The sequence below is a fragment of the Streptomyces sp. S.PNR 29 genome (assembly GCF_030386795.1).
Lineage (GTDB): Bacteria > Actinomycetota > Actinomycetes > Streptomycetales > Streptomycetaceae > Streptomyces.
The window spans coordinates 23,911-36,559 of sequence record NZ_JANUQM010000001.1; the positions used below are offsets into that span (position 1 = coordinate 23,911).

The 12,649-nt window shown below is 69.5% G+C and carries 11 protein-coding genes and 1 pseudogene; 7 read left to right on the forward strand and 5 right to left on the reverse strand.

Going from position 1 to position 12,649, the window contains the following annotated elements:
- The first annotated feature begins 66 nt into the window (after positions 1-66).
- Complete coding sequence (locus NW895_RS00125; protein ID WP_289932889.1) at positions 67-1,017, forward strand: hypothetical protein; 951 nt, start codon at positions 67-69, stop codon at positions 1,015-1,017.
- On the opposite strand, the gene NW895_RS00130 is transcribed toward NW895_RS00125, so the two are convergent.
- A complete protein-coding gene (locus tag NW895_RS00130; RefSeq protein ID WP_289932890.1) occupies positions 1,008-1,208 on the reverse strand; it encodes a DUF397 domain-containing protein in 201 nt (66 codons plus the stop codon). The two genes, NW895_RS00125 and NW895_RS00130, sit on opposite strands and share 10 nt — an antisense overlap.
- 127 nt (positions 1,209-1,335) lie before the next feature.
- Here NW895_RS00130 and NW895_RS00135 point away from each other — a divergent pair.
- The 4 genes and pseudogenes from NW895_RS00135 to NW895_RS00150 all read left to right on the forward strand — a co-directional run.
- Positions 1,336-1,495 (forward strand): annotated as a pseudogene (locus NW895_RS00135) (ATP-binding protein); the annotation flags it as partial.
- A gap of 94 nt (positions 1,496-1,589) precedes the next feature.
- Complete coding sequence (locus NW895_RS00140; RefSeq protein ID WP_289932891.1) at positions 1,590-2,216, forward strand: NAD(P)-binding domain-containing protein; 627 nt, start codon at positions 1,590-1,592, stop codon at positions 2,214-2,216.
- A gap of 146 nt (positions 2,217-2,362) precedes the next feature.
- Positions 2,363-3,472 (forward strand): serine hydrolase domain-containing protein, encoded by a 1,110-nt coding sequence (locus tag NW895_RS00145; protein WP_289932892.1) that lies wholly within the window; start codon positions 2,363-2,365, stop codon positions 3,470-3,472.
- A 125-nt stretch (positions 3,473-3,597) separates the two neighbouring features.
- Complete coding sequence (locus NW895_RS00150) at positions 3,598-4,170, forward strand: isochorismatase family cysteine hydrolase (RefSeq protein ID WP_289932893.1); 573 nt, start codon at positions 3,598-3,600, stop codon at positions 4,168-4,170.
- Between the two features lie 74 nt (positions 4,171-4,244).
- On the opposite strand, the gene argS is transcribed toward NW895_RS00150, so the two are convergent.
- Positions 4,245-6,017 (reverse strand): arginine--tRNA ligase, encoded by a 1,773-nt coding sequence (argS, locus tag NW895_RS00155; RefSeq protein WP_289932894.1) that lies wholly within the window; start codon positions 6,015-6,017, stop codon positions 4,245-4,247.
- A 129-nt stretch (positions 6,018-6,146) separates the two neighbouring features.
- Here argS and lysS point away from each other — a divergent pair, with 129 nt between their 5' ends.
- Positions 6,147-7,901, forward strand: coding sequence for a lysine--tRNA ligase (gene lysS / locus NW895_RS00160; RefSeq protein ID WP_289932896.1), 1,755 nt, complete (start codon positions 6,147-6,149; stop codon positions 7,899-7,901).
- Positions 7,902-7,954: 53 nt separating this feature from the next.
- On the opposite strand, the gene NW895_RS00165 is transcribed toward lysS, so the two are convergent.
- From NW895_RS00165 to NW895_RS00175, 3 genes are all read right to left on the reverse strand, one after another.
- Positions 7,955-9,247 carry a DUF2637 domain-containing protein gene (locus NW895_RS00165; protein WP_289932897.1) on the reverse strand — a complete coding sequence of 431 codons (1,293 nt, stop codon included), beginning with the start codon at positions 9,245-9,247 and terminating at the stop codon, positions 7,955-7,957.
- A gap of 130 nt (positions 9,248-9,377) precedes the next feature.
- The gene (locus NW895_RS00170) at positions 9,378-10,292 is read right to left on the reverse strand and encodes a DUF3558 family protein (protein WP_289932898.1); all 915 of its coding nucleotides are present in this window, start codon (positions 10,290-10,292) and stop codon (positions 9,378-9,380) included.
- A 107-nt stretch (positions 10,293-10,399) separates the two neighbouring features.
- Positions 10,400-11,230 (reverse strand): DUF3558 domain-containing protein, encoded by an 831-nt coding sequence (locus NW895_RS00175; protein WP_289932899.1) that lies wholly within the window; start codon positions 11,228-11,230, stop codon positions 10,400-10,402.
- Positions 11,231-11,401: 171 nt separating this feature from the next.
- On the opposite strand from NW895_RS00175, the gene NW895_RS00180 reads away from it, so the two are divergent.
- Positions 11,402-12,595 (forward strand): RtcB family protein, encoded by a 1,194-nt coding sequence (locus tag NW895_RS00180; RefSeq protein WP_289932900.1) that lies wholly within the window; start codon positions 11,402-11,404, stop codon positions 12,593-12,595.
- Positions 12,596-12,649: the final 54 nt, after the last annotated feature.

Genomic DNA, 12,649 nt, shown 5'->3' on the forward strand with positions numbered 1-12,649 from the left:
GCGCTTGTTACAAAGGGTGCGCAGGTGCCCACCGGGGGTGCCGACCGCAACGGAGGGGAAGTATTCGTGCGTACACGCACCGGATGGGGGCGCGCTCTGCTCGGCGCGCTCGCGAGCCTGACCGCCGCGTTAGGTGTCACCACCGCCCTTGCCGAGCCCGCCACGGCTGCCACCGGCACGCCGGTGGCCGTGACCAAGTACAGCCATACCAGCGAGGCCGGTGACTACATCGGCCAGGGCGGCAGCACCGCCTACACACCCGCGACGGCGACCATCACGGCCGGCGGCGACGCGGCCTACGTACGCTTCCGTGTTCTCTCCACCGACCACACCTGGTGGGATGTCGACCTCGCCGCGCCCGAGGGCGAGAAACTGCACCCCGGCATCTACCGCAACGCCGAGCGTGCGGCCTTCCGCACCGGCCGCTCCCCGGGCCTCGACGTCTCCGGCGACGGCCGGGGCTGCAACCAGGTCTACGGCCAGTTCTCGGTCAACCAGATCGAGACGGACGCCTCCGGCGCGATCACCGTCCTCGACGCCACCTACACCCAGCACTGCGAGAGCGCCGACGCCCCGGCCCTCAAGGGTGTCGTCAAGTACCGCGCCTACCCGCTGTCCTACGCCTACACCAGCGACGCCGGCGACTGGGTGGGCCAGGGCCGGAGCCAGACCTTCACCGGAGCCACCAGCACGTTCTCACTCAGCCGCTCCGGCGACGGTGTCACCTACAGAGCCTCCGGCAAGCGTGAGTACTGGTCGGCCACGCTGACCCCGCCCACCGGCGAGCAGTTCGAGGTCGGCCGGACCTACCAGGCCCAGCGCTTCAACGGCGCCGGTATGGCCGGCCTGGACGTCGACGCCAACAGCCACGGCTGCAACACGGTCACCGGCGAATTCACCATCACCAAGCTCGCCCGCGACGACGACGGCACGATCAAGGCGATCGCGGCGAAGTTCGTGCAGCACTGCGAGGGCGGTGACGCGGCGCTGCGCGGCACGATCCACTACTACGCCTGACGGCACCGGCGTGAGGCGAACTCCGTGAACGCCCTCCAGGTGGCCGGGGTCACCTGGAGGGTGGGGCCGCCGTCTTCCGCGTTCTCGGAGTCGCGGATGTGGATGGTGTGGGGGCAGGTGGCGACTTCGAGGCACTGGCCGCCCTCGCTACCGCTGTAGCTCGACTTGAACCACTCAAGTGCGGTGCTCATTTGTCTCCTGGCAGACGGTCGAGCAGGCGCCTCGACTCCTGGGGTGTCAGGGCCTGTGACCGCAGCATCGCATTGGTCCCGATCTCGTCCTCGTCATACGCCGGTACCCGCTCGCACAGAACCGCGCAACGCGCTGGTGCACGGCGTGCCGCCGGGGCGGGGCTTCCGGTTGTTCCTGCGGTACGACGGCGACGTACTGCGCGTGGAGGTGCACGACAGCGGGGCCGCGGGGCGTGGGGGAACGGGACCCCGGGAAACTGGTGTGGGCCGAGTTCGGCCACTGGTGAGTGGTGGGCGACCACCGGACTAGGTCTTCGGTACGGGTCCAGCCGGGCCCGAGGGCCGATTCGCCACGTCCCGACCGGCAGCTAGCGTCCAGGCATGCGCTTAGGACTACTTGGCACCGGCAACGTCGCCCGAGCACTGGCCCACGGTTGGAGCGCCGCAGGGCACGACGTGCTCCTCGGTTCACGTCACCCCGAGGACCGGACGGACCTCGGTCTCCCCGTGGCAAGCCTGAACGAGACAGCCGCTCACGCGGAGGTACTCGTCAACGCCACCCCGGGGACCGTCTCTGTGGAACTGCTGCACTCCATCGGGGCGCCGGCGCTGGCCGGCACCCCGCTGATCGATGTCGCGGTCGGCCTCTCCGACGACTTCACCGAGCTTTCGCACCCCAACAGCAGCCTGGGTGAGCAGATCCAGGAAGCCTTCCCCCTGACCCCCGTGGTGAAGACGCTGTGCACCATGGACTCCACCGTGATGATCGACCCGGGCGGTCTGGACGGCCCGAGCACCGTCTTCCTCTCCGGCGACGACGCCGAGGCCAAACGGACCACCGGCCGGCTGCTCACCGACCTCGGCTGGCCCGAGTCGTCCCAGCTGGACATCGGCGGCATCACCACCGCACGCGGACAAGAGCACTTCGCCCTGCTCTTCATGGGCATCGCGGGCGGCCTGGGTTCTCATATCTTCAACATCAACGTGGTTCCCCGCCCCGCTGCCTAGAGAATCTGGGAGCTGTCAAGGGGTGTGGATACATCCCCGATGCGGGGGCCGGTCGTACTGATCTCGCCCCGGCCGCCTGGCAGGGTCGTCGGTGAGCGACAACGATCGGCCCGCGCAAGCCGGGCCACGACCAGGGGGGAACAACCATGCAGCGCAAGCGCTTTGCCGCCGCGGTCCTGCTCGCCGCAACGCTCACCGGGGTGTTCGCCCCGGTGGCGGCGGCCCAGGCGTCCCACCGGCCCGACCCGGTGCAGCGCAAGCTGGATCTGCTCGTCCACCGGGACGGGGTCCCGGGCGCCCTCGCGTACGACGGCAGGGCGACGCGTACCGCCGGGGTCGCGGACCTGGAGTCGGGCCGCCCGATGGTCGATGAGGAGGGGCGGTTCCGGATCGCCAGCAACACCAAGGCGTTCACCGCGGCGGCCGTGATGCGCCTGGTGGCGGACGGGCGGATACGGCTCGACGACCGCGCGGGCGCCTACGTGCCACAGCTCGCCGAACGCAACATCACCGTACGGCAGTTGCTCAAGCAGACCAGCGGTCTGCCGGAGTACACCCGGTTGGTCGACTGGAGCAGGCCTGGCACGGACCAGGACTGTCTGGCCCTCGCGCTCAAGGAGAAGCCCGTCTTCGAGCCAGGCACCGACTGGTCCTACTCCAACACCAACTACCTGGTGCTCGGCATGCTGATCGACCAGGTGACGGGGACCGACTTCCGCACGTACATCGAGCGCACCATCCTGCGACCGCTGCGCCTGGACGACACCTACTGGCCCGCACCCGGCGAGCTGGGCCTGCGCGGACCGCACGCCCGCAACTACGGCATCCACCCGGCCCGTCCGGAGGCCGGCCGGGTGGACGTGACCGAGCTTCCCGGGTACGAGTTCGGCGCGTCCGGCGGGCTCGTCTCCACGCCCGGGGACCTCAACGCCTTCTGGGACGGTCTGTTCGGCGGCCGGCTCCTGCCCGGCTGGGCGGTGCGCCTGATGACCCGGGACACCACCGACGTCAGCGGCCGCGACGTCTACCCGGCGGGCAGCCGTTACGGCTACGGCGTCGCCTCGATCCCGCTGAGCTGCGGCGGCGTCTACTGGGGCCACGGCGGTGATCTGCCCGGCGACTCGGTGGGCGGCGGCCGGGCCACGGCCGGTCGCGGCACCGTGACCGTCTACACCACGACCTGGGCGGCCGAGGGCGACAGCCTGCGCCATCTCCAGGGCGCGGTGGACGCGGCCCTGTGCGCCAGGGGCCGCTAGGCCGCCGGCGCGGCCTCCGTGTGAGCGGATCGGTGCTGACGCACGTCGTATCGTGGCCGACGGGCGCACCGCCACCGTGCCCGAGTCGCGCAGGATCCCAAACCGCCTTCGTTCCTGGAGACCACATGAGCAGCGCCCTTCTCGTGATGGACGTCCAACGGGCCATCGTGGACATCGCCGACGACGGCTCCGGATACCTGCCACGCCTGCGCGGAGCGATCGACGGGGCCCGGGCGGCGAACATTCCCGTGATCTACGTGGTCATCGCGTTACGTCCCGGCTTCCCCGAAGTCGGCACGCGCACCAGGGCTCTCACTGCCATCGCAAGGGCCGGCCTCTTCGTCGAGGGCGCCCCGGGCACCGAGATCCACCCCGAGGTCGCGCCCCGGCCGGGTGAGGTGGTGGTCACCAAGAGACGAGCGAGCGCGTTCTCGGGCAGCGATCTCGACGTAGTGCTGAGGGCACGCGATATCGACAGCCTCGTGCTCACCGGCATCGCCACCAGCGCTGTGGTGCTGTCCACCCTGTGCCAGGCGAACGACCTGGACTTCGGCCTGACCGTCCTCTCCGACGCCTGTCTGGACACCGACCCAGAGCTGCACCGGGTCCTCATCGAGCGACTGTTCCCGCAATGGGCGGATGTCGTCACCGTCGACGACTGGCTCAAGACGATCCCCGTCGGCCACCCCGCACAGTAAGGCGTGCCAGCTGAACGACCGCGGCCCGTCCTCCCCGCGGGGAGAGGACGGGCCGCGCGCGTTTCGTCCGGCACTCAGAGCCGCTCGGGCGTCCTGATCCCCAGCAGGGCCATACCCCGGTGCAGGGTCCGGGCCGTCACGTCGCACAGGAACAGGCGGTTCTCCACCTGCTCGGGCGACTCCGCCTTCAGCACCGGGCACTTGTCGTAGAACGACGTGTACAGCGACGCCAGCTGGTACAGATACGCCGCCAGCTTGTGCGGGGCGTACTCCGCCGCCGCCTCCGCGACCGTCTCGGCGAACGCGTCCACGTGCAGACCGAGGGCGCGCTCGGCGGCCGCCAGCTCCAGCTCGGGGTGCGCGGACGGGCGTACGTCGCCGGCCTTGCGCAGAATCGACTGGATACGGGCGTAGGCGTACTGGAGGTAGACGGACGTGTCGCCGTTCAGCGAGACCATCTGGTCCAGGTCGAACTTGTAGTCCCGGTTCGCCGACGTCGACAGGTCCGCGTACTTCACCGCGCCGATGCCCACCTGGGCGCCCCGCTCGGCGATCTCCTCCTCGGACAGGTCCTGGGCCTTTTCGCGGACCACCGCCGAGGCGCGCTCGATCGCCTCGTCCAGGAGGTCGACCAGGCGGACCGTCTCGCCCTCACGGGTCTTGAACGGCTTGCCGTCCTTGCCCAGCACCGTGCCGAAGGCGAGCTGCACCGCGTGGACGTCGTCGTTCAGCCAGCCGGCCCTCCGCGCGGTCTCGAAGACCATCTTGAAGTGCAGCGACTGACGGGCGTCCACCACGTACAGCAGCGTGTTCGCCTTCAGGTTGAAGACACGGTCCCTGATCGCCGACAGGTCGGTGGCCGCGTAGCCGTAGCCGCCGTCCGACTTCTGCACGATCAGCGGGACCGGCTTGCCGTCCGGTCCCTTGATGTCGTCGAAGAAGACACACAGGGCGCCCTCGGAGCGGACCGCGACCCCCGACTCCTCCAGGAGCCGGCAGGTCTCCTCCAGCATGTCGTTGTAGCCCGACTCGCCGACGATGTCCGGGTCCCGGACCTCCATGTCCAGCTTCTCGAAGACGGAGAAGAAGTAGATCTTCGACTCGTCGACGAACTTCTGCCACATGGCGAGGGTCTGCGGGTCCCCGGCCTGGAGGTCGACCACCCTGCGCCGGGCCCTGGTCTTGAACTCCTCGTCCGAGTCGAACTTCTTCCGCGCCGCCTTGTACAGGCGGTCCAGGTTCGACATCGCGGCCTCGCCGGACGCCTGGAGGTCCTCACCCTCCCTGTGGTCCAGCTCGTGCGGGTGCTCCTCCAGGTACTGGATGAGCATGCCGAACTGGGTGCCCCAGTCGCCGATGTGGTGCCGCCGGACCACGTTCTCCCCGGTGAACTCCAGCAGCTGGACCACCGAGTCACCGATCACCGCCGAGCGCAGGTGACCGACGTGCATCTCCTTCGCCACGTTCGGCTGGGCGTAGTCGACGACCGTCGTGCCCGGCTGCTCGGAGTGGGGCACGCCCAGGCGGCCCGTGTCGTCCGCGTACCGCGCGGCGAGGTTCTCGGTGATCGCCCGGTCCCCGATCGTGATGTTCAGGAAGCCCGGCCCGGAGACCTCGATGTCCCTGATCACGTCACCCGACTCGACGTGGGCCACGACCTGCGTCGCCAGCTCCCGCGGGTTGGCCTTCGCCTTCTTCGCGAGCGCCAGGATGCCGTTGGCCTGGAAGTCGGCCCGGTCGCTTCGTCGCAGCAGCGGGTCCGTGGAACCGGCATCCGGCAGGGCTGCCGAGAGAGCCGCAGCGAGGCGCTGCTGGACGGAGTCGCTGAGGGACGTGACCGAAGCCATAGGAATGGGTGCCGTTCTCCTCGTGGGATGGATAGACACGGCCAGTATCCCATGGGGGGTAAAGCGGTTTTCCGGGGTGCGTTGCGGTCTGGGAGAATGGGGCGGTCAGTACCTTCAGACAAAGAGGACGTGCCGATCGTGGCTCAGAGCACCGAGACCACCGACTGGGTCTCCCGTTTCGCGGATGAGGTCATCGAGGAGTCGGAGCGTCGGGCCCCGGGCAAACCGGTCGTCGTCGCGTCCGGCCTGTCGCCCTCGGGCCCGATCCACCTGGGCAACCTCCGCGAGGTCATGACCCCGCACCTCGTCGCCGACGAGATCCGGCGCCGGGGGTACGAGGTGCGCCACCTGATCTCCTGGGACGACTACGACCGGTACCGGAAGGTGCCCAAGGGCATCGACGGCGTCGATGAGGACAGCTTCAAGGAGCACATCGGCAAGCCGCTGACCTCGGTGCCCGCGCCGCAGGGCTCGCCGTACCCCAACTGGGCCGAGCACTTCAAGGCCGCGATGATCGAGTCGCTCGCCGAGCTGGGTGTGGAGTTCGACGGCATCAGCCAGACCGAGCAGTACACCTCCGGCGTGTACCGCGAGCAGATCCTGCACGCCATGAAGCACCGCGGCGAGATCGACGCCGTGCTCGCCCAGTACCGGACCAAGCCGAAGCCCGCCGACCAGAAGAAGCAGCAGGCCAAGCAGAAGCCCGTCGACGAGGCCGAGCTGGAGGCCGCGGAGGGCTCCGGCGCGGCCGCCGAGGACGACGGCTCCGGCTCCGCCGGGTACTTCCCGTACAAGCCGTACTGCGGCAACTGCGAGAAGGACCTCACCACCGTCACCGCCTACGACGACGACTCCACCGAGATGACGTACGCCTGCACGGCCTGCGGCTTCTCCGAGACGGTCCGGCTGAGCGAGTTCAACCGCGGCAAGCTGGTCTGGAAGGTGGACTGGCCGATGCGGTGGGCGTACGAGGGCGTCGTCTTCGAGCCGAGCGGCGTCGACCACTCCTCGCCCGGGTCGAGCTTCCAGGTCGGCGGCCAGATCGTCGGGATCTTCGGCGGCAAGCAGCCGATCGGGCCCATGTACGCCTTCGTGGGCATCTCCGGCATGGCCAAGATGTCGTCCTCGCGCGGCGGGGTGCCGACCCCTGCCGACGCGCTGAAGATCATGGAGCCGCAGCTGCTGCGGTGGCTGTACGCCCGCCGCAAGCCCAACCAGTCCTTCAAGATCGCCTTCGACCAGGAGATCCAGCGGCTGTACGACGAGTGGGACCGGCTCGACGCCAAGGTCGCCGACGGGACGGCTCTGCCGGCGGACGTCGCCGCGCACTCGCGTGCGGTGCGCACGGCCGCCGGTGAGCTGCCGAAGACGCCCCGGCCGCTGCCGTACCGGACCCTGGCGTCGGTGGCCGACATCACCGCCGGTCACGAGGACCAGGCGCTGCGGATCCTGAGCGAACTCGATCCCGCGAACCCGCTCGGCTCCCTGGACGAGGCACGCCCGCGGTACGACAAGGCCGAGGCGTGGATCAACACGCACGTGCCCGCCGACCAGCGGACCATCGTGCGCGACGAGCCCGACCACGACCTGCTGAAGTCCCTCGACGAGCAGGGGCAGGAGTCGCTGCGGCTGCTGCTCGACGGGCTCGCCGGGCACTGGTCCCTGGACGGGCTCACCCACCTCGTGTACGGCGTGCCCAAGGTGCAGGCCGGTTTCCCGGCGGACGCGACGCCCAAGGAACTGCCGCCGGAGATCAAGACCGCCCAGCGGTCCTTCTTCGCACTGCTGTACCACCTGCTCGTGGGCCGGGACACCGGGCCCCGGCTGCCCACGCTGCTGTTGGCGGTGGGGCAGGAGCGGGTGCGGCGCCTGCTCGGCGAATAAGCGGTGACGGGAGAGGGGGCCCTCGGATCGAGGGCCCCCTCTCCTTGTGCCGGTCAGGCGATGTGCTCGTCCGTCAGCTCTGCGTTGAGGCGGTTGGAGAAGCGGTTCACCATGCGCTTGGACTCGGCCTCGTCGAGGGTGACGCCGTAGGTCGCCTCGACGTCGGCGATGAACCCGCGCGGGGTGGGCGCTCCGTTCCCGCCCTTTATCGACTCACGGAAGATCTGGTAGTAGTCCTCCTCGGCCGGCTCCGGACGCTCGGGGGTGCCGCCGCCTTCGCCGAGCTGGCGGGTGCGGTTGTCGTTCACGGGGACCTGGAAGGAGCCGGTGTCCTCCGCGGAGGGAGCCACGGTGGCCTCAGCGGCCTCAGCGGCCTCAGCGGCCTCGGCGGGAGGTTCCTCGTAGGGCTGCTCGGCCTGCTGGTGGGCGTACCACTGGTCGTAGTCCGGCTCGAACGTGGGGTCGTAGTCACCCTGGTACTCGACCTGCTGGGGGGCCTGGAACCAAGGGCTTGCCTCCGGCTCGGGTGCGTATGCCGGTTGCTGCGCGTCGGGGTGGCCGACCAGTTCGGGGCGCCGAAGCTCCGGTCCAGCGGGGACCCCCATCGCCCCAGCGGCACGACTGCCCGCAGCTACGGCACCGGAGGCCGGCTCCGGCTGCGGTGCCGGGGGGATGAGCGCCGGCTCGATCCCCGCCGCCGCCAGCCCCGCCGGGGCCGTCTCCGCCAGAGGAACCCCGTAGCGGGCCAGGCGCAGCGGCATCAGGGACTCCACCGGGGCCTTCCTGCGCCATGCCCGGCCGAAGCGGGAACGGAGGCGGGCCTGGTAGACGAGACGTTCCTGCTCCAGCTTGATGACCTGGTCGTAGGAGCGGAGCTCCCACAGCTTCATACGGCGCCAGAGGAGGAAGGTCGGCACGGGGGAGAGCAGCCAGCGGGTGAGGCGGACGCCCTCCATGTGCTTGTCGGCGGTGATGTCGGCTATGCGGCCGATGGCGTGCCGGGCCGCCTCGACGGCGACCACGAACAGGACCGGGATCACCGCGTGCATGCCGACACCGAGCGGATCCGGCCAGGCCGCGGCGCCGTTGAAGGCGATGGTCGCGGCCGTCAGCAGCCACGCCGTCTGACGCAGCAGGGGGAAGGGGATACGGATCCACGTCAGGAGCAGATCCAGGGCGAGCAGGACACAGATGCCCGCGTCGATGCCGATCGGGAAGACGTAGGAGAAGTTCCCGAAGCCCTTTTTGAGGGCCAGTTCACGGACGGCCGCGTACGAACCCGCGAAGCCGATCCCGGCGATGATCACGGCACCGGTGACGACCACGCCGATGAGAACGCGGTGCATCCGTGTCAGCTGAAGTGGCGCGGCCACCCGTACTCCCTCCCCAGTGCGTGTTGTTGCGCGCAACAGGGTGGCACATGTGTGCGGCGCACGGGTGGCCGGTTCCGGTTGCTTCCGGTTACCGCCGGGTCGGTCAGCTCTTCTTCGCGGCGGACTCGGACGCAGACGCCGACGGAGAAGCCGATTTCGACGCCGACTTGGAGGCAGACGCCGACGGGGACGCCGACTTCGACGCCGACTTGGACGGCGAGGGGCTCGCCGATCCGCCGCTGCCGCCACCGTCGCCGTTGGCCGAAGCCACCGCGGCCACCGCTTCCTTGGCCGCCTTCTTCGCGTCCTTCGACAGGTCACCGGCGTCCGGCGTCTTCTCACCGGCCAGGCCCGCGCCGTTGTAGTCGACGGTGACGACGACGTTCTCGACGCGCGCCACGACCGTCTGCTGCTTGAAGGTGCCTTCCTTCTTCTTCAGGTCGTAGCGCACCAGCGTCGCCTCGTCGCCCGTCCCGGTGACCGGCTCCGACTTCGCGTTCTTCGCGCCCTCGGCCGACCGGGCGTCCTGAACCTGCTTCTCGTAGTACTCCTGCGCCAGCTTGTCGCCCGGGCCGCGCGAGACGTCCGAGTCGAAGCGCAGCAGGGAGACGTTCAGCCAGCGGAACTGCGAGCCCTTGACGCCGTTGTTGTCCAGGCTGCTCCAGGAGCAGCTGCCGCGCGTCGCCGTGTCGTCCGACTTGCCCTCCTTGCCGGACTTCTTGCCCTCCGGTACGAGGTCGCCCAACGTCTTCTTGGACAGCACCGCACACGGCTCCGGAAGCTTGCTGTACGCCGCCGCCTCCACCGTCGGCGACGCGCTCGCGGACGCCGAGGCCGCGGCGGCCGAGGCGTCGCCCCCGGCCTTGCTGGAGCCGGAGTCCGAGGAGCAGCCGGCGGCAACCAGCATCACGGGGACGGCGGCCGCGCAGACAAGGACGCGGTTGAGGCGCTTCGCTCGCTGGTCACGCTGGTCACCCTGATCTCGCTGTGCTCGTCGCTGCATGGTTCCTTCACTCATGACGCTCGTGATTCCTGCGGTCGGAACGGGTCCGAGGGGCCACGGTACGCGGTGAAGAACCTGTGCGGTTCTGCTTCGCATGCTTTCCACGCGTGCCCGAAGGCGCCCTAACCGGCCAGCGAATCCGCCAGTTGGGACGCCAGTTTCTGTGCCCTGTCCTGCATTTCCTTGCTGTCCGGGACCACGCCGATGGTCGCCGGCTGCTCCGCGTACTCGATCGTCACGATCACATTCGACGTGCGGAACGCCACAGTCACCGTGCGCTGCTTGGCCGTCGAACCGGAGCTGCTCAGCTCGTCGTCCAGGAAGGCCTCGTCGCCGAGCCCGTCGAGGAGGCGGGGCTGGAGGTCGGCCGGGGTGGTGCTGGGGGAGGGGGACACGGAGGAGCCGGCGGAAGCCGAGGCCGAGGCGGAGGGGGAGGGCGAGGTACTCGGGCCGGCGTCGGCGGAGGTGACCTCTTCGGCGCTGCTCGGACTGGAGCTGACGGGCGCCGGGAGGTCGGCCGCCGTCTCCTTCGTCGCGAAGAGCTGCTCGGCCTGACTGTCGTCGCTGACGGTGTTGTCGTACGACACCACCCGCTCGAAGTCGATGAGCAGGTGGTCGGTGGCGTCCGTCGACTCCACCTTCCAGCGGCAGCCGACCTTGCGGTCGGTGTCGAACGTGGGCGTCGCCTCGCCCTCGTAGGCCTTCTGGCGCTGCTCCGCGTCCGTGATCTGCCTGATGCCGGGCAGCAGGGAGGCGAGGGTCTCGTGACCGACCGCGCCGCAGGGCTCCGGGAGCGTGCGGTACCGGCCGGGCTCGGCCGCCGCGGACGCCGTACCTGCGGCACCCGGGTTGGAGCTGTCCGCCTCCTCGTCACCGCCCGAGCCGCTGGTACAGCCGGCCAGCAGCGCCGCGAGGAGGGCGGCGGCGCCGGTTACGTACGCCTTCCGTTGCACGTGGGGGCTCCTCTCGGCGCGGATATTGGGTTGCCGCCCCTGGGCGGCCGATGAACACAATGTGTATCGCACGCACTGCCGTGGACGCCGGTCCCTTGTCCCTTTCATCGACCTTGGCGCCGGTTTTGCGTTTCAGGACTTCTGTTTGTTTCCGGGGGATTTGAGGGCGATATGTCATACGTGGAGCTGCCGGGTGCCAAGGTTCCCATCCGTCTGTGGGCCGACCCGGCGACCATCGAGGGCGCGGCGATGCAGCAGCTGCAGAACGTCGCGACCCTGCCGTGGATCGAGGGGCTCGCGGTCATGCCCGACGTGCACTACGGCAAGGGCGCGACGGTCGGGTCGGTCATCGCGATGCGGGGTGCGGTGTGCCCCGCGGCGGTGGGCGTCGACATCGGCTGCGGGATGTCGGCGGTGAGGACGTCGCTGACGGCCAATGACCTGCCGGGGGATTTGTCGCGGCTGCGGTCGAGGATCGAGCAGGTTGTTCCGGTGGGGCGGGGAATGCACGACAGCCCCGTGGATCCGGGGCGGTTCCACGGGGTGGCGACTGCCGGATGGGACGACTTCTGGGGGCGGTTCGAGGGGGTTGCCGAGGCCGTCAGGTTCCGGCGGGAGCGGGCGGCCTTGCAGATGGGGACGCTCGGATCCGGCAACCACTTTGTCGAAGTCTGTGTAGATACGTCTGATTCGGTGTGGCTCATGCTGCACTCCGGATCCAGGAACATCGGCAAGGAACTGGCCGAGTTCCACATCGGCGTCGCTCAGAAGCTCCCGCACAACCAGGGGCTGGTCGACCGCGACCTGGCCGTGTTCGTCGCGGACACCCCGCAGATGGCGGCCTACCGCAACGACCTGTTCTGGGCGCAGGAGTACGCCAAGTACAACCGCACGATCATGATGGCGCTCCTGAAGGACGTGATCCGCAAGGAGTTCAAGAAGGCCAGGCCCGCCTTCGAGCCGGAGATCTCCTGCCACCACAACTATGTGGCGGAGGAACGGTATGAGGGCATGGACCTGCTCGTCACCCGCAAGGGCGCGATCCGGGCCGGCTCCGGCGAGTACGGGATCATCCCGGGCTCCATGGGCACGGGTTCGTACATCGTGAAGGGCCTCGGCAACGACAAGTCCTTCAACTCGGCGTCGCACGGCGCCGGCCGGCGGATGAGCCGCAACGCGGCGAAGCGCCGCTTCTCGACGAAGGACCTGGAGGAGCAGACGCGGGGCGTGGAGTGCCGCAAGGACTCCGGCGTCGTGGACGAGATCCCGGGCGCCTACAAGCCGATCGAGCAGGTCATCGACCAGCAGCGGGACCTGGTGGAGGTCGTGGCGAAGCTGAAGCAGGTCGTCTGCGTGAAGGGCTGACGCATGAGGCCCCCGGCGGCAACCGGGGGCCTCGCTCATAGGGTCAGTGGTCGC

Coding starts and splice junctions, on each gene's coding strand:
- NW895_RS00130 (WP_289932890.1), bottom strand. CDS start 1,208: ATGAGCACCGCACTTGAGTGGTTCAAGTCGAGCTACAGCGGTAGCGAG.
- NW895_RS00140 (WP_289932891.1), top strand. CDS start 1,590: ATGCGCTTAGGACTACTTGGCACCGGCAACGTCGCCCGAGCACTGGCC.
- NW895_RS00145 (WP_289932892.1), top strand. CDS start 2,363: ATGCAGCGCAAGCGCTTTGCCGCCGCGGTCCTGCTCGCCGCAACGCTC.
- NW895_RS00150 (WP_289932893.1), top strand. CDS start 3,598: ATGAGCAGCGCCCTTCTCGTGATGGACGTCCAACGGGCCATCGTGGAC.
- argS (WP_289932894.1), bottom strand. CDS start 6,017: ATGGCTTCGGTCACGTCCCTCAGCGACTCCGTCCAGCAGCGCCTCGCT.
- NW895_RS00165 (WP_289932897.1), bottom strand. CDS start 9,247: ATGCACCGCGTTCTCATCGGCGTGGTCGTCACCGGTGCCGTGATCATC.
- NW895_RS00170 (WP_289932898.1), bottom strand. CDS start 10,292: ATGAGTGAAGGAACCATGCAGCGACGAGCACAGCGAGATCAGGGTGAC.
- NW895_RS00180 (WP_289932900.1), top strand. CDS start 11,402: ATGTCATACGTGGAGCTGCCGGGTGCCAAGGTTCCCATCCGTCTGTGG.